At 59.4% G+C, this 21,697-nt stretch carries 20 protein-coding genes, 1 other RNA gene and 1 pseudogene; 10 read left to right on the plus strand and 12 right to left on the minus strand.

Going from position 1 to position 21,697, the window contains the following annotated elements:
• Positions 1 to 2: 2 nt before the first annotated feature.
• Both ABIE63_RS12835 and ABIE63_RS12840 read right to left on the minus strand, forming a co-directional pair.
• Complete coding sequence (locus ABIE63_RS12835; RefSeq protein ID WP_354504920.1) at positions 3 to 704, minus strand: class I SAM-dependent methyltransferase; 702 nt, start codon at positions 702 to 704, stop codon at positions 3 to 5.
• Between the two features lie 62 nt (positions 705 to 766).
• Positions 767 to 1,867 carry an aminotransferase class I/II-fold pyridoxal phosphate-dependent enzyme gene (locus ABIE63_RS12840; protein WP_354504921.1) on the minus strand — a complete coding sequence of 367 codons (1,101 nt, stop codon included), beginning with the start codon at positions 1,865 to 1,867 and terminating at the stop codon, positions 767 to 769.
• Between the two features lie 118 nt (positions 1,868 to 1,985).
• Here ABIE63_RS12840 and ABIE63_RS12845 point away from each other — a divergent pair, with 118 nt between their 5' ends.
• The 6 genes and pseudogenes from ABIE63_RS12845 to ABIE63_RS12870 form a co-directional block, all read left to right on the plus strand.
• Positions 1,986 to 3,152 carry an acyl-CoA dehydrogenase family protein gene (locus ABIE63_RS12845; RefSeq protein ID WP_354504922.1) on the plus strand — a complete coding sequence of 389 codons (1,167 nt, stop codon included), beginning with the start codon at positions 1,986 to 1,988 and terminating at the stop codon, positions 3,150 to 3,152.
• A gap of 3 nt (positions 3,153 to 3,155) precedes the next feature.
• Positions 3,156 to 4,280: a CaiB/BaiF CoA-transferase family protein gene (locus ABIE63_RS12850; protein ID WP_354504923.1), complete on the plus strand. Its 1,125-nt coding sequence runs from the start codon at positions 3,156 to 3,158 to the stop codon at positions 4,278 to 4,280.
• Positions 4,277 to 4,909, plus strand: a complete 633-nt coding sequence (locus ABIE63_RS12855; protein ID WP_354504924.1) for a histidine phosphatase family protein — start codon at positions 4,277 to 4,279, stop codon at positions 4,907 to 4,909. Before ABIE63_RS12850 ends, ABIE63_RS12855 begins: the two co-directional genes overlap by 4 nt.
• Positions 4,906 to 5,745 carry an acyl-CoA dehydrogenase gene (locus tag ABIE63_RS12860; RefSeq protein ID WP_354504925.1) on the plus strand — a complete coding sequence of 280 codons (840 nt, stop codon included), beginning with the start codon at positions 4,906 to 4,908 and terminating at the stop codon, positions 5,743 to 5,745. The genes ABIE63_RS12855 and ABIE63_RS12860 overlap by 4 nt, the downstream gene beginning before the upstream one ends.
• Positions 5,742 to 6,755 (plus strand): lipid A deacylase LpxR family protein, encoded by a 1,014-nt coding sequence (locus tag ABIE63_RS12865; protein WP_354504926.1) that lies wholly within the window; start codon positions 5,742 to 5,744, stop codon positions 6,753 to 6,755. The genes ABIE63_RS12860 and ABIE63_RS12865 overlap by 4 nt, the downstream gene beginning before the upstream one ends.
• A 133-nt stretch (positions 6,756 to 6,888) precedes the next feature.
• Positions 6,889 to 7,236 (plus strand): annotated as a pseudogene (locus tag ABIE63_RS12870) (nuclear transport factor 2 family protein); the annotation flags it as partial.
• Between the two features lie 4 nt (positions 7,237 to 7,240).
• On the opposite strand, the gene ABIE63_RS12875 reads toward ABIE63_RS12870, so the two are convergent.
• Positions 7,241 to 7,984, minus strand: a complete 744-nt coding sequence (locus ABIE63_RS12875; RefSeq protein ID WP_354504927.1) for a sulfite exporter TauE/SafE family protein — start codon at positions 7,982 to 7,984, stop codon at positions 7,241 to 7,243.
• A gap of 82 nt (positions 7,985 to 8,066) precedes the next feature.
• On the opposite strand from ABIE63_RS12875, the gene ABIE63_RS12880 reads away from it, so the two are divergent.
• Positions 8,067 to 9,461: an FAD-linked oxidase C-terminal domain-containing protein gene (locus ABIE63_RS12880; RefSeq protein WP_354504928.1), complete on the plus strand. Its 1,395-nt coding sequence runs from the start codon at positions 8,067 to 8,069 to the stop codon at positions 9,459 to 9,461.
• Between the two features lie 48 nt (positions 9,462 to 9,509).
• Here the strand turns inward: ABIE63_RS12880 and ABIE63_RS12885 are convergent, their stop codons facing one another.
• Entirely contained in the window at positions 9,510 to 10,103 is a 594-nt protein-coding gene (locus ABIE63_RS12885) for a cell wall hydrolase (protein WP_183417768.1), read from the minus strand.
• Positions 10,104 to 10,643: 540 nt separating this feature from the next.
• Here ABIE63_RS12885 and ABIE63_RS12890 point away from each other — a divergent pair.
• Positions 10,644 to 14,657, plus strand: a complete 4,014-nt coding sequence (locus tag ABIE63_RS12890) for an AsmA family protein (RefSeq protein ID WP_354504929.1) — start codon at positions 10,644 to 10,646, stop codon at positions 14,655 to 14,657.
• Here ABIE63_RS12890 and ABIE63_RS12895 read toward each other — a convergent pair.
• The 5 genes from ABIE63_RS12895 to ssrA form a co-directional block, all read right to left on the minus strand.
• Positions 14,644 to 14,904 (minus strand): ribbon-helix-helix domain-containing protein, encoded by a 261-nt coding sequence (locus ABIE63_RS12895; RefSeq protein WP_354504930.1) that lies wholly within the window; start codon positions 14,902 to 14,904, stop codon positions 14,644 to 14,646. The two genes, ABIE63_RS12890 and ABIE63_RS12895, sit on opposite strands and share 14 nt — an antisense overlap.
• A 25-nt stretch (positions 14,905 to 14,929) precedes the next feature.
• Positions 14,930 to 16,333 carry a class II fumarate hydratase gene (gene fumC, locus ABIE63_RS12900; RefSeq protein ID WP_354504931.1) on the minus strand — a complete coding sequence of 468 codons (1,404 nt, stop codon included), beginning with the start codon at positions 16,331 to 16,333 and terminating at the stop codon, positions 14,930 to 14,932.
• A gap of 93 nt (positions 16,334 to 16,426) precedes the next feature.
• Complete coding sequence (locus ABIE63_RS12905; RefSeq protein ID WP_354504932.1) at positions 16,427 to 17,056, minus strand: alpha/beta family hydrolase; 630 nt, start codon at positions 17,054 to 17,056, stop codon at positions 16,427 to 16,429.
• Positions 17,057 to 17,078: 22 nt separating this feature from the next.
• Positions 17,079 to 17,696, minus strand: coding sequence for a ClpXP protease specificity-enhancing factor SspB (locus tag ABIE63_RS12910; protein WP_354504933.1), 618 nt, complete (start codon positions 17,694 to 17,696; stop codon positions 17,079 to 17,081).
• Positions 17,697 to 17,927: 231 nt separating this feature from the next.
• Positions 17,928 to 18,305: a transfer-messenger RNA gene (gene ssrA, locus ABIE63_RS12915) on the minus strand.
• A 166-nt stretch (positions 18,306 to 18,471) separates the two neighbouring features.
• On the opposite strand from ssrA, the gene thyX reads away from it, so the two are divergent.
• Together thyX and ABIE63_RS12925 are read left to right on the plus strand one after the other, a co-directional pair.
• On the plus strand, positions 18,472 to 19,410 hold the full coding sequence (gene thyX / locus ABIE63_RS12920; protein ID WP_183417762.1) for an FAD-dependent thymidylate synthase: 939 nt from the start codon (positions 18,472 to 18,474) through the stop codon (positions 19,408 to 19,410).
• 84 nt (positions 19,411 to 19,494) lie between these two features.
• Complete coding sequence (locus ABIE63_RS12925; protein ID WP_183417761.1) at positions 19,495 to 19,917, plus strand: SRPBCC family protein; 423 nt, start codon at positions 19,495 to 19,497, stop codon at positions 19,915 to 19,917.
• Between the two features lie 177 nt (positions 19,918 to 20,094).
• Here the strand turns inward: ABIE63_RS12925 and ABIE63_RS12930 are convergent, their stop codons facing one another.
• The 3 genes from ABIE63_RS12930 to ABIE63_RS12940 all read right to left on the minus strand — a co-directional run bounded on the left by ABIE63_RS12930 (position 20,095) and on the right by ABIE63_RS12940 (position 21,683).
• Positions 20,095 to 20,364: a hypothetical protein gene (locus ABIE63_RS12930; RefSeq protein ID WP_354504934.1), complete on the minus strand. Its 270-nt coding sequence runs from the start codon at positions 20,362 to 20,364 to the stop codon at positions 20,095 to 20,097.
• Complete coding sequence (locus ABIE63_RS12935; protein WP_354504935.1) at positions 20,333 to 20,860, minus strand: hypothetical protein; 528 nt, start codon at positions 20,858 to 20,860, stop codon at positions 20,333 to 20,335. Before ABIE63_RS12935 ends, ABIE63_RS12930 begins: the two co-directional genes overlap by 32 nt.
• Before the next feature lie 67 nt (positions 20,861 to 20,927).
• On the minus strand, positions 20,928 to 21,683 hold the full coding sequence (locus tag ABIE63_RS12940) for a hypothetical protein (RefSeq protein WP_354504936.1): 756 nt from the start codon (positions 21,681 to 21,683) through the stop codon (positions 20,928 to 20,930).
• Positions 21,684 to 21,697 lie beyond the last annotated feature (14 nt).

The following is a 21,697-nucleotide window of genomic DNA, read 5'->3' on the forward strand; positions in this document are numbered from 1 at the left end:
GCTCAGGCCGCCTTTTGGAAGACTGTGGCGCGATAGGGCGACCAGAACCGGTGCGTCCCATCTTCAAGTATTTCATCTGCCGCCGTATCGAAAGCAGCTCGAAGCTGCGTTTCGTGACGCTGAAAAGCGTCCTGACGGGCCGGATCTATGGACAGAATATCAACCTTGAGGTCGGCAAAGCTTCGATAGTCGTTCGCGCTGGCATACTCTTTGCGCGCCGTCTGTTTGAACCCGGGAAGAGCAGCGGCGCGGCGCAGTGCCTCTTCCGCCTTGGCCCGCACGAAGGTTTCGTCGTCAACCGGTCGCATGAAGGTGAACCACGGGCCTTCAGCCAGCGGTTCCAGCACATAGAGCGTCCCACCGGATTTCAGGCAACGGCAGGCTTCCATCAAGCCGGTGTCCATAAGCTCGAGCGGCAGATGATGCAGCGAGTTGAAGAATATCACCGCATCCAGAGAGCCGTCCTCGAAGGGCAGCGCTTGCGCCCCGGCTTGCAGGTACTGTTCACCACCGGCGGGGGGGACCGCTCTTGCACGCTCTAGCTGGCCTGGCTGAGGGTCGATGCCCACGGCCTTGGCCCCTTTGCGGGCAAGATAGCGGACCAATCCGCCGTCGCCGCAACCGACGTCGGCCACATGCTTTCCCTCCGGCTGCACGAACTGCTTCAGGACTTCGGTATGGCGGCTGCGGGGTCGATCGGTCACAGGCTGCAGGTCTCCGTGTTGAGGTGACGCGGGATCGCAGTGACCTTAGCGTCAAACGTTCATCAGATTAAAGACCGGAAAGCATCGGCGAAGCGTTCCTTGAGGGCGACACGTTCTGGTGTCTTGCCGACCGTCAGGCGGACAAAGCGTCCTAAAATGGGGACACCCGGGCGGCGAACGAAAACACCCATCTCGTGTAGCTTGTGCACCATCTGCTGTGATCGGTCCTCACTACCGACGTCCAAGGCCACGAAATTGGTGAATGAGGGAATGGAGGGGATATTGAGATCGCGGGCCAGCGCTTCGTAGTCGTCGCGGCCTTTGGCGACGTCGGCGATGACCGTGGCAACGAACGCCCTGTCTCCAAGGGAGGCCGCCGCCGCCAGTTGCGATAATCTGCCTACGCCGAAGTGCAGGCGAATTTTATCGAAAGCGGCGATGGTATCCCGGCTGGCGATGGCATAGCCGATGCGCAGTCCCGCCATGCCGTGAGCCTTTGAGAAGGTTCTGAAACGAATGAGCCGTGGATCTTCGGCAATGACCGGCAGTAGATCCTGATCCGGAGCAAATTCGTAGTAGGCTTCGTCCAGGAGCAAGAGGCAATGCTGCGGCAAAGCTTCGAGAATTTCCTCGACAGCGCTGCTGCCCAGGAACGTACCGGTCGGATTATCCGGGTTCGCAAGATAGAGTAGTTTGGCATTTTCGCGCCGGGCCAGATCAACCAGCGCCGCGGTGTCATTGTGGCAATCCGGTCTGTAGGGCGTGGTCAACAAGCGCGCGCCGAACCCGGCCACGTGGTAGTTGAAGGTCGGGTAGGCGCCCAGGGAGGTAACGACCGCATCGCCCGGGTCGCAATAAGCGCGCACCGTCAGTCCGAGAAGACCGTCTATTCCCTCGCCGACAACGATGTTTTCTCGGGCGATGGAGAACTCGGCCGCCAGTAACTCGCGAAGATCGAAATGTTCCGGGTCGCAATACCATGACGCGCGGTCGGCCTCGCTGCGCAAAACGGCCATGGCCTTGGGCGACAGTCCAAAGGCGCTCTCGTTGGCTCCAAGCCGAACCTCGTAGGGAGAGCCACGCATACGCTCCAGCGTTTCCGGCCCGACAAAGGGGGTGCTGGCGGGCAGGGCGGAAAGGATCTTCGAGAAGCGGGCAGACATCGTTGCACTCTCCGGTATCTTGTCGAAACGCCCCGCCGCCTCTAGACGAGAGGGCTTGGTTCCAGTCTCATGTCCTGTCAGTTTCCTAGAGGAAACGGTGCCGGGGCAAGGAGAGAGAATGCTTCAGGAAGAATATAGCGATATCCGTGCGGCGGTCAGGCAGCTCTGTCAGGAATTCCCGGGTAGCTATTGGCGCGAACTCGACCGCGAGCGCGCCTATCCAACGGCTTTCGTCAAAGCGCTGACCGACGCGGGCTGGCTGGCCTGTTTCGTGCCGGAAGCCTATGGCGGTTCCGGGCTCCCGCTTTCGGCGGGCGCGGCGATCCTGGAGGAAATTCAGAAGAGCGGCTGCAACGCCAGCGCCTGCCACGCTCAGATGTACACCATGGGCACACTGTTGAAACATGGTTCGGACGCACAAAAGGAAAAGTGGCTGCCGGACATCGCCAGCGGTGCATTGCGCTTGCAGGCCTTTGGCGTGACCGAGCCGACGTCTGGCACCGATACCCTGAGCCTACGGACAAGCGCTCGGCGCGATGGGGATTACTACCGCGTCAGTGGCCAGAAGGTCTGGACCAGCCGAGCCGAGCACTCCGACCTGATGGTGCTTCTAGCCCGCACGACACCCAAGGAAGCTGTCGCCAGGAAGGGAGAAGGGCTCTCGGTGCTGCTGGTCGATCTGCGTGAAGCGCGACAGCAGAATGGTGGTAAGGCGATGGAGATCAGGCCTCTGCGGACCATGATGAATCATTCTTCGACCGAGATCTTCTTCGACGATCTCAAGGTTCCGGCGGAGAACTTGATCGGCGAGGAAGGCAAGGGCTTTCGTTATATTCTCGATGGCATGAACGCGGAACGTATCCTGATCGCCGCCGAATGCATCGGGGATGCTCGCTGGTTTATTGAAAAATCCAGCGCCTACGCGGGTGAGCGTCAGGTCTTCGGCCGGCCTATCGGACAGAACCAGGGTGTCCAGTTTCCCATTGCCCGCGCCTATGCTCAAACCGAGGCAGCCAACCTTATGGTGCGAAAGGCCGCGGGGATGTTCGACAGCGGCCAACGCTGCGGAGCGGAGGCCAATATGGCCAAACTCCTTGCCAGCGAGGCTGCCTGGGCCGCGGCGGAGGCCTGTATCCAAACACATGGCGGGTTCGGTTTTGCCGAGGAGTACGATGTCGAACGGAAATTCCGGGAAACCCGCCTCTATCAAGTGGCGCCGATCTCCACCAATCTGATTCTCTCTTACATCGCCGAGCACGTGCTCGGCTTGCCGCGGAGTTACTGATTCATGCCCGGTCCCTTATCCGGCATTCTAGTCGTGGCGCTTGAGCAGGCCGTCGCCGCGCCCTACTGCTCGTGCAAGCTGGCGGAGGCGGGCGCGCGGGTGATCAAGGTAGAGCGTCCCGAAGGCGATTTCGCACGCGGCTACGATCACGCGGTCATGGGTGAGTCTACCTACTTTGTCTGGCTCAATCGCGGTAAGGAATCCATCGCGCTGAACGTCAAGGACGATGCGGACCGCGCCTTGCTGGAGCGCATTGTTTCCAAGGCCGATGTCTTTCTGCAGAACCTGGGGCCGGGCGCGGCGGAGCGTTTGGGTTTCGGCGCTGAAGACCTGACGGCTCGTTACCCGAACCTCATCACCTGCTCGATTTCCGGCTACGGCGAGGAAGGGCCCTACGCCGCAATGCGGGCTTATGATCTGCTTGTGCAGGCCGAGAGTGGTCTAGCTTCGGTGACGGGCCGCCCGGAAGGTCCCGGCAGGGTCGGTGTTTCGGTTGTCGATGTCGGCACCGGCATGTATGCCTATCAGGCAATTCTGGAGGCGCTCATAGAGCGGGGAAGGACCGGCCGCGGCAAGGCGATTTCGCTTTCTCTTTTTGCTGCGATGGCTGATTGGATGACAGTGCCGTTCCTGCAGTGCAGGTATGGCGGAAAGGCGCCCGAGCGTGTCGGTCTGGCTCATCCCTCCATCGCACCCTACGGAGCCTTCGCGAGCCAAGAAGGTAAGTGGATCGTCATCTCCATCCAGAACGAGCGCGAATGGATGCGGCTCTGCGAGCAGGTTCTGCAGCGGCCAGATTTGCTGAAAGACCCCGCCTATGCGGGCAATGCGCAACGAGTGGCCAACCGGTCCGCATTGGACGCTTTGATAGCCGAGCATTTTGCCTGTCATGGCCTGGAAGAGCTTGCCGCCGCATTGGAAGCCGCACAGGTGGCCTTCGGTCGGGTGAGCGAGGTGCCGGACCTTCTGCGGCATCCGGCCCTTCGCGAAGTTAAGGTGGAGACGCCCGGCGGTTCCGCCGCCATGCCGGCACCGCCGGCAAGTTTCGATGGACGGTTGCGGCAACCGGGCCCGGTGCCCGCGCTGGATGAGCAGGGCGAAGCCTTGCGCCGGGAGTTTTCCCTATGAGCCGTCTTCATCCCTATCCCTTCATTTATCTGCGGCATGGCGAGACGGACTGGAACAAGGAGAACCGCCTACAGGGCCGAACCGATGTGGCTTTGAACGCGAAGGGCATAGGTCAGGCCGAAGCGGCACGTGATGCCCTGGCGCACAGTGGCGTGACGGTGATTTACCATTCGCCGTTGGCGAGGGCGCGGCGTACGGCGGAAATCGTCAATGAAACACTCGGTCTTCCGATGCGAAGCGTCGACGATCTGCGGGAGGCCTCCTTCGGGGAAATGGAGGGGCAGATCACGGAGCGGGGTTCGGGATCATGGTATGAGGCCTGGCAGTCAGGCCATCACACGCCTGCGGGTGCCGAATGCTTCGAGGCATTCGTCTTTCGTGCCTTGACGGCGATCAATAGTTGCCTGCAAGACGCCCGGACTCGTGGCGCAAGACCCCTCATCGTTGCGCACGGCGGTGTATACTGGGCCGTTCGACGCGGCGCCGGCCTCACCTACGAGGGGCCCATCGCCAATGCCTTGGCTAGACTTCACTTGCCAACGGATGGGGCCAATGGCCTAAAGTGGCGGATAGAAGACCTGTCCAGCCGATCGGAGCCCAGCCGATCAGAGCAAGGAGCGCTCGCATGACCGAAGCCCTGCAGCAAGGGAACTGGACCGCCAAGCCGGAAGTAATCTCCGATCACGTGGACCTGATGCGCGCGCGTGCCATGCAGGCGAGCCTTGATCTTGAGGAGCGCGCCTTTGAAATCGGCGATACCCTGCCGCCGCTATGGCACTGGCTTTACTTCTGGAAGGTCGCTCCCGACCATGCGCTTGGACCGGATGGGCATCCCGAACGCGGTGGCTTTTTGCCGCCGGTCGCGCAGGCGCGCCGCATGTGGGCAGGCGGCCGTTTGATTTTTCATCGTCCTATACCGCTGGGCGTTAGGGCCGAACGCCGTTCCGAGGTGACCCGCATCGAGGAAAAGCAAGGCCGCAGCGGCCCGCTCACTTTTGTTACCGCGATCCATACCATCAGCGTCAACGGCATTGCCGCGGTCACGGAAGAGCAGGATATCGTTTACCGGCAACCTGCCGCCGGAGCGTTCGAACGACCGCCAGGCAAACCGCCGCAGGCGGAGCCGCGCTGGCAGCGCGAGTTTTGCGTCGACCCGGTGTTGTTGTTTCGCTACTCCGCCTTGACCTTTAATGGCCATCGCATCCACTACGATGCGGATTATGCCCGCGACGAGGAAGGTTATCCGGGGCTTGTCGTGCATGGTCCCTTGCTGGCCACGTTGGCGTTGGAGCTTTTTAGAGCCCACAATCCGCGTGCGCTGGTCACCGGCTACCGGTTTCGCGCACTGCGCCCTATTTTCACGGGCGAAGGATTCACCGCCGCGGGCGCTGCGGACGGGGGCTTGTGGATCATCGATTCTGAAGGGCTCGTCGCGATGGAAGCCGAAGCGGAGAGCGAATCTTGAAAGATTGCGGCCCATTCTGGCTTCTTTTACCAGTGGCCATCCTATTGGGGATGATCGGGCCGGCCGCAGCGCAGGAAGAGGCGATTCCGCCGGATGACCGTTGGGGCCTCAGTCTGGTTTGGGAGAATGACACCGTTGCCGATACGGACCGGCATTACACCAACGGCGTCATGGCTTCCCTGTTGTCCCCTCAGAACGAGACCCTGGGGTTGCCTATCGAGCTCTGGGATATCCTGCCCGGCCATGGAGAAGATGATAAGCGCCGCGTTGCATTGCACGTCGGGCAGTCCATGTTCACGCCGGAGGATATCAGCGTTGAGGCGCTGATCCCTGACGAGCGACCTTACGGCGGCTGGCTGCACGGCGGTATATCCCTGGTCTCCGAAACACGGAACCAACTACGCAGTCTGACGCTGGATCTGGGTGTGGTCGGCCCCTATTCCTTGGGTGACGAAACCCAGACCTTCGTGCATGAACTGGTGGGCGCGGGGGAACCGAAGGGATGGGGCAACCAAATCAAGAATGAACCTGCCATACTGGTCGCCTATCAGCAGAAGTGGCGCTTTCACAAGGCGCTGCTACCCGATTGGGACATCGGCGTCGATGTCATGCCGCATGTAACCGGTGCTGCTGGTAACGTCCATACCTTCGCCGGGGGTGGAGCAACCTTGCGCCTGGGCGCCGATCTACCCGGCGATTTCGGACCGCTTTTCAATCGCCCCGGTGAAGTGGGCGCCACTCTGTTCAGGCCGCAAAGAGGCTTTTCCTGGTATCTTTATGCCGGAACGGAGGGCCGTTATGTACTGCGCAACATCTTCCTGGACGGCAATACCTTTAGAGACAGCCATTCGGTAGACAAGAAGCCTTTTGTCGCCGATTTGCAGATGGGCCTGGCGTTGGAATTTCAGCAAGTGCGCCTGTCCTACAGCTTCGTCTTGCGCAGTCCGGAGTTCGATGAACAGGAAGAATCCGATCGCTTCGGTTCCCTGAATCTCACCTTCAAGTTTTAGGCTCTCGAGAAGGAGACATTACGGCCCAGGACTTCCGGGCCGAGTCACGGCTGAAAAAGCAGAGGAGAAAACGATGCCTTTGACATTGGACGCAGTTCGAACAATGGCGGAAAGCTAAGCTAGAGCCTGGAGTTCCCACGACCCTGTTGCGGTTGCATCGTTTTATGAGGAAGACGGCCGAATCACGATCAACCACGGTGAACCTACAATCGGTCGGGCGGCTATTGCGGAGGTTGCGCAAAGCTTTTACGACGCGTTTCCAGACCTCGTGGTCTATCTCGACGACATCAGGCTTGCAGGCAATGATGCGGTCTTTCTCTGGACGCTGGAAGGCACCAACAGCGGATCTGGGGGAACCGGTAATCGCGTGCGTGTCAGCGGTTGGGAGGCCTGGCGCTTGTCGGAGGATTGCCGGGTCGCCCAATCCATGGGTTACTTCGATGCGGTGGAGTACGCACGGCAGATAGAAGAGGGTGTATGACGGCTCAAAGGATCAACCCCATGACACCGACGGCACCGACGATCACCAACGCAAGGCCTTTGTAGAGAGCAGGAGAGGCCCCTCGATTGAACAGAACGGTACCGAGAAGCGTCCCTATCGCCAGAGGAATGACCATCAGGACGGCAAGCGCGGCAACCTGCAGGGTCAGCTTCCCGACAATGATCAAGCCGATGCACCCGATTAAATCGGTGAAGAGAAAGAATAGGCTGAGACTGCCGCGTATCGTGGCCGGTGTGTTACCGCCGGAAAGGAAAAACAGGATCACGGGCGGGCCGGCCATGCCACTGGCGCCGTTGGTGATTCCGGACAATGCCCCGGCGATCAAGGCGCCGCCTGTTCCGGGCATTTCTCGCCGCGGCTTCATTGCCATGACCACAACGGCCAAGAGTACGACAGCAGCGATGGTGCGCTGAAGCACCTCTGCCGGCATGACATCGAGTGCCCAAATCCCAATCGGCAAGCCGACGAGCGCCGCTGGACACAAGGTTCTGAGCGTTCTCTTGTGCCCGGTCCGCAGCGCCTCGGGCATCATCTGCAAGGCGACGACCAAGTCCAGCAACAACAGCAGCGGCACCCCGACCTGGGGGCCATAGAGCCAGGCTAGAGACGGGGATAAAACCATCGCCGAGCCGAATCCCGAAAACCCGCGCACCAGCCCCGCGAGAACGACAAATCCAATGGCCAGGGGAAACTCAGGGTTTGTCAGGAAGGGCGAGAGATCAGGCATGATTTATCCAGATTGATGGCGTGACGGCTAGTCAAAGACTGCGATTTGACTATTCTTAACAGCAATCGTTGGAGGATGCCCCATGACTTTGCCTGCTTTAAAAAAATGCGACGCTGGACCTGCGGTTGCTGAACTGAAAACGTTGCTGGGCGAGCGCCTGTCGACGGCCGCGGCAGTGCGCGAACACCACGGCAAGGATGTCTCGTATCATGAGGGCGCGGCGCCTGATGCCGTCGCTTTCGCCGAGAGCACCGAGGAGGTGGCGGAGATCGTCAAGATCTGCGCCCGCCATGCCGTACCAGTCGTTGCCTTCGGGACCGGCACCTCGCTTGAGGGGCATATCGCGGCCCTGGCGGGCGGGGTTTGTATCGACGTCTCCGGGATGAAGGCAATCCTGGAGGTCAATCAAGCCGACTTGGACTGCCGCGTGCAAGCCGGGGTAACACGCAAGCAATTGAATACCTACTTGCGCGACCAGGGGCTGATGTTTCCGATCGATCCCGGCGCGGATGCCTCGTTAGGGGGTATGGCGGCCACGCGCGCCTCAGGTACCAACGCCGTTCGCTACGGCACGATGCGGGAGAATGTACTGGGCCTGACCGTCGTGTTGCCCGATGGCCGGATCGTGCGCACTGGGGGACGCGCACGCAAGTCATCGGCCGGATACGATTTGACCAGGCTCTTCGTTGGCTCTGAGGGAACACTGGGCGTCATCACCGAGGTCCAGCTGCGGCTCTACGGTATCCCCGAGGCGATAGCGGCGGCGGTCTGCTCGTTCGACAGTCTGGAGGGGGCCGTAGATACCGTGATCGCGACCATTCAAATGGGGGTGCCGGTCGCACGCATCGAGTTGCTTGACGCCGTGCAGATGGATGCCTGCAATCGCTATTCTTCCTTGAATTACCCGGTGCAGCCGACGCTCTTCTTCGAGTTCCACGGTACTGAGCAAGGTACGCGTGAGCAGTCGGAGATGGTCGGCGCCATCGCCGCGGAGAACGGCGGCGGGGAATTCCGTTGGGAAACCCTTGCCGAGGCGCGCAACAAATTATGGCAAGCCCGGCACGACGCCTATTTTGCCGCCTTGGCGCTGCGCCCGGGCGCAGGGGGATGGCCGACCGACGTTTGCGTGCCCATTTCGCGTCTGGCCGAGTGCATCAGAGAAACCCAGAAGGATATCGAAGAGTCCGGCTTGCTGGCGCCCATCGTCGGACATGTCGGCGATGGGAACTTCCATCTTGTTTATCTGATCGACCCGGAGAATGCCGAGGAACTGGCGCGAGCGAGCGCACATAACGAGCGGATGGTCATGCGGGCGATCGCCATGGGCGGCACCTGCACGGGCGAGCACGGCGTGGGTTATGGCAAGAAAGGCTTCCTGCTGGCCGAGCAGGGTGAAGCGGTGGCCGTCATGCGCACACTAAAACAGGCGCTGGACCCTCAGGGGATCATGAACCCCGGGAAGATCTTCAGCGCCTGATTGAGTGCAATCAAGAATGCCGACGGGCATTGTCGCCCTTCGCGACAATCAGTTGCTGTTCGCTGTCTGCAGGCCCGGCTTGGCCAAAGGCTGTCCAATGTTCTTATCGGCGGCGGCCTCGGGCGTCGAATAGAAGATGTGCTGCCCGATCTTCACCGTTTGAACCAGCTTCTTGCGCCAGCTCGGCTTGACGTAGGTCGCGTGATAGCTGACGGCGCCTTGCGTCGGGTCCTTGGCGTAGCCCCAGAAAATGGCACGCGCCAGCGCCACGGAACGTTTCCACGCCTTGGCGTTGGCTGGGTGGTCGCTCTGCCCATCGCACCACCAGCTAAACTGGCAGCGATTCAGGACTTCTTGGCCGCCCTGCTTGACGACGCCGCAGATGTTGTCGGGATAGCGCTCGTCGGCAACGCGATTCAACACCACGTAACCTACCGCGATCTTCCCTTCGTCCGGCTCTCCACGTGCTTCGTGGTAGAGCGTCAAAGCCAAACATTCCAGCTCTTTATCCACGGTCGGCGCGAGATTTGCCGAGGCCTGCGGTAAAGGCGCTGTGATGCTCAAGGCCAATACGGCCAAAACCCACGTTAGAATTCTTTTCGAAACACGGGTCGGTGTAACGATGAAACTGTTCTTCATCATTCCCACTCTCGTTCTTGTTTCAACTGAGCTAACCGCCCCCGATAAGTCCCCTGCGCGGAAGACAGCGATTAACTGCCCGTTAAGATATTCATTTACCTGCAGTGGTCAACCAGGAAGAATCGCCTGCATGGCAGTCATGAGCTGAGCGGCGCATGAAGATATCAAACAATAGATGTCTGTTGTTTGTAGTACTTGTTTTATGATCTGTATTTATGATTTGTATAAATTCGTTAGTATTCCAAGAAATAGGCTATGTAATCGTACAGTGGCATTTATGACACAGTTATGCCGTAGGAATTATGGTTCTTTTGTGGCGTTACTGAGATCGCACCTGGGATCAAGCCTTTAGGCCTGCTCCGTGAAAAATTGCTTCAAGTTTTTCAAAATAATGTATTTAGCTAAAAATGTAGGGAAATTGGCGTTGGTTAAGAAGAGCTATGGTCGCTGGGCGGCCTTCTATTATGCTGAACAAACAAAAAACGATAGTCTGGCCTTCTGGCGAGGGGCGGACGCCTCCTGCGAACAGGGAGTCAAGCGTAAGTGAAGAGAGTCTTAGTCAGCCTGTTGGGCCTTCTGTTTCTCGCGATTGCGGCCGTAATCGTGGCGCCGAGCTTCATCGATTGGAACGCCTATCGCGGTGAGTTGGTGGCGGAAATTGAGCAGGCGACTGGCCGCGAAGTGAGAATTGCCGGCGACATAAGCCTGCGCATCGTGCCGAGCACGACTTTTTCCGTGGAAGGTGTGGCGATAAGCAACATCGAAGGCGGTAGCGAGCCGGAAATGTTGACGCTGGGGGGGCTGCTGGTTGAGGTGGCCCCGCTGGCACTCTTGGAGCGCCGCCTGGAGATACGCCGGATCGAGGTGCGCAAAGCCGAGATACTCTTGGAACGGTTACCCGATGGTCGTGTGAACTGGGCTTTCAGCGGGGCGTCCAAGGGAAATGGGTCCGCAGCCGAGCCCGGTCGGGGCCAAGGCCTTCTCTCTCAAGTCACGTTGCAAAAGGTGCTGATCGCGGAGTCGGCTCTGGTTTACCGCGATGGGGCAGCAGGCGTTGAAGAGCGTTTGGAGAAAATCGCTGTGGAACTCTCCGCGGAGTCGCTCACTGGGCCCTTTCGGATCAACGGAAGCCTTGATGCCCGTGGGCTGCCGCTGGCGGTCGATCTGCGCGCAGGGCGAATCGATGGAACCGAAACACCCCTGGCGTTGGAACTGGCGCTTCCTCGCGAGGGCGCCGAGTTAAAGTTCCTCGGTAAAGTAATCGAGTTGACCGGCAAGCCGAGCCTGGAGGGAAACCTGCAAATGACGGCCGGCCGCCTGGACAGGCTTATTGCCGGAGTTTCGGGGCAGTCGGGAAACGCCCCTCTGCTTGGACAGCCCTTCACGCTGGCCGGGACACTCTCGGCCAACGATAGCGCGGTTAGTCTTTCCGATGCCGAGTTGGCGTTAGGCGAGATCAAGGGGGCGGGACAGCTTTCGACGAACCTTGGCACAAGCCCCCTCGATATCGACCTCAATCTTCAGGTTGCCAGAGTCGACCTAGACGGCCTGTTGGCTCTTTCGGACACGGCGACGGCAACCCCAGGCGATTCGCTCGACCCCGGAGAGGCCGACTTTTCTCTCCCATCGGAGATGAACCTTTCCTTCGACCTGTCATCCGAAGTGCTGATCTATCGCGGTCAGGTCGTGCGGCAATTGCGCCTGGGCGGTACTCTGGCCGACGGTTTGATGACCTTGGAGCGGTTTCAGGCTCAGGTACCCGGAGGCTCGGATTTCTCCGCTAACGGCACCTTGCGGGCGGTTGAAGGGAAGCCGCAGTTCTCTGTTGATCTGGAATTTGCCTCCGACAATCTACGTTCGGTTCTGTCCTGGATGGGGGTGTCTATTGGCGAGGTGCCTGCTGACCGTCTGCGCCGCAGTCTCCTGACATTGCGCCTGCAAGGTGTGCCGGACAGCTTCTCGGCTACCGATATCGATCTGCAGGTCGATGTCAGTCGTGTAACCGGCGGTATTGCCGTGGTGACCGGGCCGCGCCTTGGGCTGGGGGCAGGTCTGACGCTCGATAAACTCGATCTGGACGCTTATTTTCCTGCCGACGGCAGCGCTCACGATTCCTCAGGGAGTTCAAGCAGCGAGGAGCGGCCCTCGCCGTTTGCTTTGCTTGAGGCTGTCGATGCGAATTTCGACCTGCGCGCCCAGCAAATCACTTATCGCGGCAAGACGGCCGAGCAACTCCATCTCGACGGGACCTTGGCGGCGGGCAAAGTAACCTTGCGCCGAGCTTTTGTCGGCAAGATTGCGAATGCGCGGCTGGAAGCCAGCGGAACTTTCTCGGACCTTTCCACGAATCCGAACGGGCGCTTGGACCTGGAACTTACGGCACAGGAACCGGCGGCACTGGCGTCACTTTTCGCCGTGCAGCATCCCTTGCTCGACCGCCTGGCGGACAGCCATTTGGTTGGCAGTGTTGCCAGCAAGGAGGGCCGCTTCGATCTGGAGGGTACGTTGGAAACGCTAGGTGGCCGTTTTAGTTTGCGTGGGGTGGTCTCGCCGCTGAAGCAGCCTGCAACCTTTGATTTGACGCTGACTGGAAAGCATCCGGCGGGTGAGCGCCTATTGGCGCGGCTTCAACCTGGCGGCCCCGCCCTGGGAGCGTTGGGAGCGTTGGGTTTCGAGGCTTCGGCCAAAGGCGATGGCAGTCGGTTCGATCTCGACAGCCGGGTCAGCTTAGGAGAGGCCGAGGCACTGCTGAAGGGACCGCTTACCCTACCGGTTTCGGGCTCGCCTGAAGTCGATTTGCAGATCACCCTGAACGCGCCTAAGCCGCTTTCGTTGTTGGCGGCCTTGGGCGTCTCTGCGCCCAACGGTTCAAACCCGGGTGCGCTGACGATTGCCGGACGATTGAAAGGCAGTGGCGATCACCTCGAGAACATGCTCGAAGGAACCCTGGGCCAGGGTCGCTATAGCCTTCGCGGTGTGCTGCAGCCTGGCAACGATCCCATCGCTTTCGAGCAATCCGTTGAATTGCATCATCCCGATGCCGGGGCGCTTGTGCAGTCCTTTGGCTCGGGGGCCGATTCTTCTGCCGGGATCGCGCAACCGCTGGACCTGGCATCGACGCTACGAGGGACGAGCCGGGAAGGGCGGGCTGACAAACTATCGGTGAAACTGGGCGCCAATGAAGTAAAGGGCTCGCTCGTCTATATGATGGACGATCGGCCGGCCTTGGAAGCCGAACTCTACGCGGGGGAACTTGATCTCGCAGTTCTATCCGCGCTGAGCGGTTCAGGGAGCGATGCCGACCGGGCGACGACCGGTAAAGTAGACAACAGTAAGAAGGGAGGCCAAGAGCGCTGGTCCGATGAGGCTATCGATTTGACGGCCTTACAGGCATATGACGGCCGCCTGACCTTGACGGCCGACCATCTGGTGCTGGCGCCTTACCGCCTGAGTGATGCTCGAGTGAGCGCGGCACTCAAGGCTGGACGCCTGACCCTGGAGCGCCTTACAGGCCGCAGTTTTGGCGGCCGCGTCTCCCTTACCGGGGTGATCGATGCCAACGGCACGCCGGCGATCTCAGGTGACTATGACCTCACGGATATCGATAGCGAAGCCGCGTTGCGTGTCCTGGCTGATTTCGATCGGATTTCGGGGCCCGTAAGCCTGACGGGAACGATGGGCACCAAAGGCGTTTCCCAAAGAGCCATGATCTCAAATTTGGCGGGCAGAGGACGAATCGATGGGCGCGTGACGTTGAAGGCGAAGACGCAGGAGCAGGCGGCAAATCTGCTCGTGGGCATCTTGGGTCAGCAGGTCGGGCAGGTTCGGGGACTGGCGGATGCGACTAACAGTGTGTTTTCCGCTTTTGCCGGCCGCGAGGCGCGATTGTCGGGAACCCATGTGACCGAGCAGGGCGTGGTGACTTCCGACGATCTGCTGCTTGAAAGTGATCGCGCGACGGCCAGAGCGAGGATGACGGCGGATTTACCGCGCTGGCTTCTGGATTTGGAGAGCAAGCTGTTCCGGCAGCAAGACGGCGACGTTCCCTTCCTCACGGTCACGGCAAAGGGGCCATTGGACTCCCCAAGCCTAAAGGTCGGCGGACAGGCGTTGAGCGGCGCACAAGCGCCTCAACAGCAGATACAGCAAGGGATTGAAGGACAATTGCAAAAGCTGGTGCCCGGGCTCATTCCCGGTACGCAGGTTGCCCCGACGTCAGCGCCAACAGCCGCTCCGAGTCCGGCGCCGGCTCAGGCGCCGATAATCCAACAGGCCCCACTTCAGCAGACTGCACCCACAGCGGCACCGACGGTTCGCAAAATCGAGCCAGTGACGGGCGCAGCCAGCAAGACGGTCGTACCGACCCAGCAACCACAGCAGGAATCCACCCCGCTGGCCACGCCGACGCCTAAACCTGCCCCCACGACCACTGAGCAGGTCGCACCCGCCCCGGCACCCGCCCCGGCACCTTCACGACCGCCGGTTCCTGGAGAGGAGCATCAGCCAGAGACGAACGACTTGGTCAAGGGCATCCTCAAGAGCCTCAAGAAGAAGTAGCGCGGTCAAGCCGTTCGCGAAGCCGGGCGAGGATCGCCAGACGAAGTGCGCTGGAGAGGTTCACACCGCGACCCTCATCTGTGTTGTCGTCGATGCGCGCGCCGTCGATCTGGGCCACCAGTTCGTTCAGGGAACGGTCTTCTTCGCTCGCCCAGTTCTTCAACTCTTGCCAGAACGCGTCCTCCAGCGAGAAGCTGGTGCGGTGACCCGCGATGGTGACGGAGCGTTTTCTAAGCGCTTGCGGCACGGTCCAGCTCTCCTTGGAAGAACCTTCAGGCTTTGCGAGGGCCCAGCATGTCGGCAGGGCTGACCCAAGCGTCGAACTGCTTCTCGTCCAGCAGGCCAAGATCGATTCCGGCCTGCTTCAAGGTTTTGTTCTCGGCATAGGCCTTTTTGGCGATCTTGGCGGCGTTGTCGTATCCAATATGTGGGTTCAATGCCGTGACCAGCATCAGGGACTCGTTCATCAGGGCCGTGATGCGGGCCGCGTCGGCTTCAATTCCGTCGACGCAGTTGCTGCGGAAGGAATCGCTGGCGTCGCCGATCAATTTTGCAGACTGCAGGAGGTTGTAAATCATTACCGGCTTGAAGACGTTCAGCTCGAAATGACCGTTCGACCCGGCAATCGTGATCGTCGAATGATTTCCCATTACCTGGGTGCAAACCATGGTCATGGCCTCGCACTGAGTCGGATTGACCTTGCCAGGCATGATCGAAGAGCCAGGCTCGTTTGCGGGTAGCAGGATCTCGCCCAGGCCGCAACGCGGGCCGGAACCCAGCAACCGAATGTCGTTTGCGATCTTCATCAGCGAGACCGCGACGGTATTCAGCGCACCGGAGGCCTCGACGATGGCATCATGAGCGGCCAGTGCCTCGAACTTGTTGGGTGCCGTCGTGAAGGATAAACCGGTAATACTGGAAACCTCAGCCGCGAATGCTTCGGCGAAGCCTTCAACAGCATTCAGTCCCGTTCCGACAGCGGTTCCGCCTTGGGCGAGCTCGCCGAGCCGTTCCAGCGTTCCCTCGATCCGCTTGACACCGTAAGCCAATTGCTGGGCGTATCCTGAGAATTCCTGACCCAACGTAAGGGGCGTTGCATCCATCAAGTGGGTGCGGCCGATCTTGATAATATCATTGAAGCTGGCCGCCTTCTCGGCGAGGGCCGCCTGCAACCGGGACAGCCCGGGCAGGGTCGTTTTAGATATCTCGCGGACCGCGGCGATATGCATTGCTGTCGGGAAGGTGTCGTTTGACGACTGCCCCCGATTGCAATGGTCGTTTGGATGTACCGGTTCCTTGCCGCCACGCTTCCCGGTAAGGATTTCGTTTGCGCGTCCGGCGATGACCTCGTTGGCGTTCATGTTCGACTGTGTGCCCGATCCAGTCTGCCAGACGACCAAGGGGAAATGATCCAGCAGCTTGCCGTCGGCGACTTCCTGAGCGGCCGCTTCGATGGCTTCAGCGATCTTGCTGTCGATCTGACCCAGCGCGCGGTTGACGCGGGCTGCCGCCAGTTTCTGGATACCCAGCGCTTCGACGAGGGCGGGCGGCATCTTCTCGCCGCCAATCTTGAAGTTCTGCAGGGAACGCTGAGTCTGGGCGCCCCAGTAGCGGTCGGCTTGAACTTCGATGTCACCCATGGAATCGCTTTCCATGCGTATTGCCTCGTTCGTCATCGTGGTTACCTTCTGTTGCGTCAAATGATCCTGTAAAAAACAGCCATGGCCGACATCGCCCCCGGCGTTCGAGCATGTAATAGCACGTCTATGTTACCCGGAAAGCCCCCGCAAGAAAGCGTCGGCAGCCAATATGGCCTCGTCCAGCGCTTCCCCATGGGATCGTCCGCTTGCCTTGCGCGGGGCCAAATGATGATCGCCGTCCTCGGTCCAGTGAATCTTGATGCCGGGAGCCAAGGTGTAACCGGCGACATCTTCGCGGTTGCCTAGGGCGTCGCGTGTTCCTTGTAGAATCAGCCCTGGCGTCTTGAGGCTCTCTAGGTGGTCCGTGCGAGTCTTTTCCGGTCGGCCCGGCGGGTGAAAGGGGTAGCCGAAGCAAAGCCATCCGATAGCCTCGGAATCATCGGCCACCATGCTGGCCATCCGACCGCCCATGGATTTTCCGGCCAACACCAGGCGGCGGCCGGTCTCGGTCGCAATCTCCTCGCGAAACCGATCCAAAAGCCGGGGTAGCGGATCGGGCGGGCGCCTGGGACCGCCGTTTCGCATGCTGGCCATGTAGGGAAACTCGAAGCGCTTGACCCTCCAGCCTCGCCTTCCCAGGGTAGCTGCGACTTTTTCCATGAACGGCGCATCCATCGGCGCACCGGCGCCATGGGCAAACAGCAGCGTGATGGGGGCATCATCGGGCCCATCGATCTTGGTTTGTGTTGGATCCGGCATAATTCCGTCCGCCAGACGGCGGCTACTTGTTCTTGCGGAAAGAGTCGAGCGTGACGACGTTGTCGCCCTCTCCAGGCTCCTTGTCATCGTCCCCGGCTTGCTTTGCGCTGCGGGCGGGCTTTTTTCCCGAAGCCTTGGTCGCGGTCGTGGGAGAGTCGGGTTGGCTCGACGTCTTGGCGTTGGAGTCTATTTCCTCCAGGCCGTCCGGTACCGGGCCATCCAGGTCGTTTGCGCTCTTGATGTCGTCGCTATCTTCTTCTTCGCTGCTGCTGAAAAGGGCCTCGAATTGCAGTCCAAAGCGAACGGCAGGATCGGCAAAAGCGCTGACTGCCTCGAAAGGTACGACCAATCGTTCCGGTCTGCCGTTGAAGGAGAGTGTGATAGCAAAGTATTCGTCCGCGACCGCCAGATCCCAGAACTGATGCTGGACGACAACGGTCATTTCCTCGGGGTAGCGGCTGCGCAGGGTCTCGGAGATTTCAACCGAGGGATGGTCGGTCCGGAAGGTGATGTAGAAGTGGTGGTCACCCGGCAACCCGCTTTCGACCGCAACCTTCAGTGCGTCGCGAACCACCGCGCGCAGGGCCCGCTCTACCATGATGTCGTATCTCAGAATGTCGTCGTCGTTGTCGTCGGCCATGGAACCTGTCGTCGTTACTGTTCAATTTACCGTTGACCATAATCCGTAGCACGCTTGTAAGCGCGAGGCGAGAGGAAGGGATAGGTTCGTTGCGGAATTTCCCGAATTTCGCTGCCGATAGCAACGTTAGCAGCGGTGGCGGTCGGGGGATAATGCCGGGGTTTTCGAAAAGGACCGGAGCTCGCAAAAAGGACCGGGGCTCGCGAAAAGGACCGGGGCTCGCGAAAAGGAAATGCCGGGCTTCTGTTGCTAGGTGCCCGACAGACCCCACCTGACGTTGCAAAACGGCAGGGATTCAGTTCAGGTCGCTAGGCTGCATTAAGCAGCTGCGCGAGCCTCAGCAAAGTTGTCGTTGGCAACTATTGCGATGGCCCGATAACGGTGGTGCCATGCCGAGCGAAAATCGTCCCTTTCAACATGCGTCGATCCTGGTTCGCCCCCTTAAAGTCCGCCCCAGTCTCTAACGAGAAACCATTGGGGCGGACGAAACTGGTGGAGGCGCCGGGTACTGCCCCCGGGTCCGCTCTGCCTATTACGAACGGCGTTTATCGCCATAGTCTCCGAGGAGACGTCTCTAATATAGGCCGAGTCCCGTCCAAACAAAAGGGGTGTGGTTTTAGTTTGCCGATGAAGGTAGGGGCAGGGGAGAGCGGCAGGGCGACCAGGGAGCCTTTGCTTTCAATAGTTTGTCCAAGGCGCTGGCGATAGGGCGCGTCAGGCGCTACCGTCGCCACGATACGACGGTCGATTCGCATATAGGAGGCAGCAACCCGCCATGTCGCTCACGCCGGAGCAGAAACAGGAGATCGAAGCCCTTAAAGGGCAGACTCAAGCCACACGCCGCGCTGTCGTCCCGGCGTTGGAGGAAATTCTCTATGACGCCATTCCCGTTCTCGACCACGGGTTCGTCAGGGTTATCGACTATATGGGTGATGATGCCGCCATCGTGCAGGCTGCTCGCGTTTCCTACGGCAAGGGTACCAAGCAATTGCGGGAGGACCGTGGGTTGATCCGCTATCTTCTGCGCCACCGGCATACGACGCCCTTCGAGATGTGCGAGATCAAGTATCATGTCAAACTGCCGATCTTCGTTGCCCGGCAGTGGATTCGGCATCGGACCGCTAACGTGAACGAATACTCGGCGCGCTATTCGATCCTGGACAAGGAATTCTATGTCCCGCCGCGCGAGCAATTGGCCGCGCAGTCGGCAAGCAATCGGCAAGGCCGCGGCGACGTTCTGGAGGGCGCGGAGGCCGAGGAAACGCTGCGTATTCTGCGCGAGGATGCCGAACGCTGCTATGCCGACTATCAGATGTTGCTGAACGAAACATCGGACGGCCAGACGATCGATCCAAACCGGCAGGGCTTGGCGCGTGAACTGGCGCGTATGAATCTGACGCTCAACCTCTACACCCAGTGGTACTGGAAGGTGAATCTCCATAACCTCCTGCATTTCCTGTCGCTGCGTGCCGACCCGCATGCTCAGTATGAGATTCGGGTTTATGCGGAGGCGATGCTGGAGACGCTGAAGCGCTGGGTCCCCGCAAGCTACGAAGCCTTCGAGGATTACGTGGTCGGGGCAGTGACCTTTTCGCGAGGCGCCTTGGACGTCGTGCAACGCCTGTTGGCGGGGGAGACGGTTGACCCTGCCGACACCGGTTTGTCTCCGCGCGAGTGGCGAGAGCTTATGCAGACCTTGGGACGCGAGGTCTGAAGGCCAGGTGGCCGAGGATGCTTGCCATCAGGGCCCAGGAGGCTCACCCTTGGTGAAATAGAAAAGCCAAGGGAGGACCTAGCAATGGCAAGTGTAAACCTGAAGCAGCCCCTATTGGTGCCAGCCGATATCGTTTGGGGATTGATCGGCCAATTCAATGGCGTGCCGGATTGGCATCCCGCAGTCGAAAAGTGTGAGATCGAAACCAAGGATGGTGAAACTATCCGTCATCTGGCGCTGGCCGGCGGCGGATCCATCGTTGAGCGCCAGACGACCCATGACGGCGGTGCGCGCAGTTATAGTTACGAGATACTCTCGCCGGGGCCGCTGCCGATCGCTAACTACAAGGCGACTATCACGGTACACAGCAAGGGCAGTGGCTGCGAAGTCGAATGGTCAAGCGATTTTGAGGCCAAGGGCGCAGCGGAAGGCGATGCTGTCGCGGCCGTTCGCGGCGTGTATGAGGCGGGCTTTGCCAATCTCAGAAAGATGTTCGGCGCAGGCTGACGTCTCAGGGCCCTAGCGGCGCTGGCACAGGCAAGACCCCAAAAAGGATTAACAAGGGCTTTGTTGAGGAGCGCCTGGACGAAGGTTCGTTCGTCCAGGTCAGAGGTGATGGCCGGGTGGCGATCAGCTTGGCCGAACCCTGTGCGATCCGCGCCTTCACGCCTTTTTCTTGCCATATCAATGATAGAATATAGGGGGCAGCTTGCGCCTTTCGTCGGCTGCGTTGGCCGAGCCCTTTCGGAAGGCGCAGCGCTCCTCGGCAAGCTGTTCCTTCAAGGTCTGGGCGACTTTCTTATTGCCGAGCAATTCCTTGTAGGCCTCCAGGGTGCCAAGACCCGGCTTGCCGTCCACTGGCAGGCTGGCCAGCGATAGGCCATGGCTGCGCGGGCGTTGGCCGGTCTTGTTCTCGATCGCGCTAATCCAAGAGGAGTTCGGTGATTGGCTCAAACATACCTATTACAAAAAGGGTCAGCGCCGAAAAATAACCAATTATTGAATTCTTTAATAAACTCCATGAGTTTATGGATTCATAGTAATAAGACTGTGTAATTATATTATCCGCATAAACAATAAAAAAATGAATCTGCTGCTTGTTTTCCATATATTCTGTAGGTGGTTTGAACCACTTATGCTTAATTCTCTCTCCTTGATCGAGTAGAATAATCAAACGCCCTAGTCCATTCTCGGTAAGGGGTATCATCCTTGGAGCTAGAGGCAATTGATCATTTAGCAGGACCTGCCGCTGCGGCAACCTGATGTTCTCTTGCTCTATCTTAAAACGTCCCTCGCTCTCTGGTGCTGACATAACAATTATGCACCCGGGCTTCACCTTGCATTGGGGAATACCTGATTCCATCGTTCCTGTGTTGTATCCCCACAGATACAAGAAGCTGCCTGCAAGAACCGACAAAACTATTGATAGATTCGTGCTGAGCTTGACCACAGGGGAATTCCATCTGCCTCACGATTGGAGATATTGAATTCTTGTTTTAATGTCATAATCATTTCTGTCATACAACCTTAAATGGCTTATCTCTAAGCTTGTTATTGCTTAGGGCATCGAGGATCACGTCTTCATCCGGCTTGCTCAAGTTGCGCGGGTCCAAGGCTAGCTGCCGCCCAACCTCATTGTTGTAAAGATCCATGAGCCGCTCGCCTGGAGTAACGAGTTCTGCTCCATTCAAAGGCGTAAATCGCGGGTTTCTCCCTAGATTCGCTATTCCCGCACGAATTCCGCCTTGGATATCACGTTCATGTGCATCGCCGAATCCCTTGGACGCTTCGTAACCGCTAGATTTGGTTAATTTGTAATGCCAGAGCGCATGACGAAAGGCGTCAGCGCCACCGTTGTGAGAGCCCGATATCCTTCCTGACTTGGCTAACTTCTCGGTCGTTAAAATGGCTTCTTCTGCTGTGTTTTTGGCCGTCATTGTATCGATCGGGCTCCGAATACTAGTGCTAAGTTCCCCATGCCCGTTAGGATCAAACTGCAAAATCCGCTCTAGATCACGTGTAACCACCGGGCCGTCGGCGGTTGGCTCCGGCAGGATAATCGGTTGGTTTTGTTTTGCTGGTGATTTACCGTGCCTGCTCGGTGCCTGCGCCACCTGAAGGTTGCGCGCCGGTTCAGACCTTGCCGTCTGCGCCTGCTGTCCCAAAGGCGCCGCCGCATCGCTTTGGATGCCGGTATCTGCGCTGGCGATCTGGATACCGTCTGCCGGGCCAGCCTGTCGGATGCGCTCCTCCTCTTCCAGCGCCGCCATCATCTCCGTGGCTTCCT

The sequence above is a fragment of the Limibacillus sp. MBR-115 genome, from assembly GCF_040549425.1.
GTDB lineage: Bacteria > Pseudomonadota > Alphaproteobacteria > Kiloniellales > CECT-8803 > Limibacillus > Limibacillus halophilus.

Bases quoted from the DNA above. Each gene is read 5' to 3' on its own strand.
- ABIE63_RS12845 (WP_354504922.1), top strand. From the start codon at position 1,986: ATGCTTCAGGAAGAATATAGCGATATCCGTGCGGCGGTCAGGCAGCTC.
- fumC (WP_354504931.1), bottom strand. From the start codon at position 16,333: ATGACGAACGAGGCAATACGCATGGAAAGCGATTCCATGGGTGACATC.
- ABIE63_RS12855 (WP_354504924.1), top strand. From the start codon at position 4,277: ATGAGCCGTCTTCATCCCTATCCCTTCATTTATCTGCGGCATGGCGAG.
- ABIE63_RS12860 (WP_354504925.1), top strand. From the start codon at position 4,906: ATGACCGAAGCCCTGCAGCAAGGGAACTGGACCGCCAAGCCGGAAGTA.
- ABIE63_RS12885 (WP_183417768.1), bottom strand. From the start codon at position 10,103: ATGATGAAGAACAGTTTCATCGTTACACCGACCCGTGTTTCGAAAAGA.
- ABIE63_RS12910 (WP_354504933.1), bottom strand. From the start codon at position 17,696: ATGGCCGACGACAACGACGACGACATTCTGAGATACGACATCATGGTA.
- ABIE63_RS12840 (WP_354504921.1), bottom strand. From the start codon at position 1,867: ATGTCTGCCCGCTTCTCGAAGATCCTTTCCGCCCTGCCCGCCAGCACC.
- ABIE63_RS12875 (WP_354504927.1), bottom strand. From the start codon at position 7,984: ATGCCTGATCTCTCGCCCTTCCTGACAAACCCTGAGTTTCCCCTGGCC.
- thyX (WP_183417762.1), top strand. From the start codon at position 18,472: ATGTCGCTCACGCCGGAGCAGAAACAGGAGATCGAAGCCCTTAAAGGG.
- ABIE63_RS12925 (WP_183417761.1), top strand. From the start codon at position 19,495: ATGGCAAGTGTAAACCTGAAGCAGCCCCTATTGGTGCCAGCCGATATC.
- ABIE63_RS12940 (WP_354504936.1), bottom strand. From the start codon at position 21,683: ATGATGGCGGCGCTGGAAGAGGAGGAGCGCATCCGACAGGCTGGCCCG.
- ABIE63_RS12880 (WP_354504928.1), top strand. From the start codon at position 8,067: ATGACTTTGCCTGCTTTAAAAAAATGCGACGCTGGACCTGCGGTTGCT.
- ABIE63_RS12850 (WP_354504923.1), top strand. From the start codon at position 3,156: ATGCCCGGTCCCTTATCCGGCATTCTAGTCGTGGCGCTTGAGCAGGCC.
- ABIE63_RS12905 (WP_354504932.1), bottom strand. From the start codon at position 17,056: ATGCCGGATCCAACACAAACCAAGATCGATGGGCCCGATGATGCCCCC.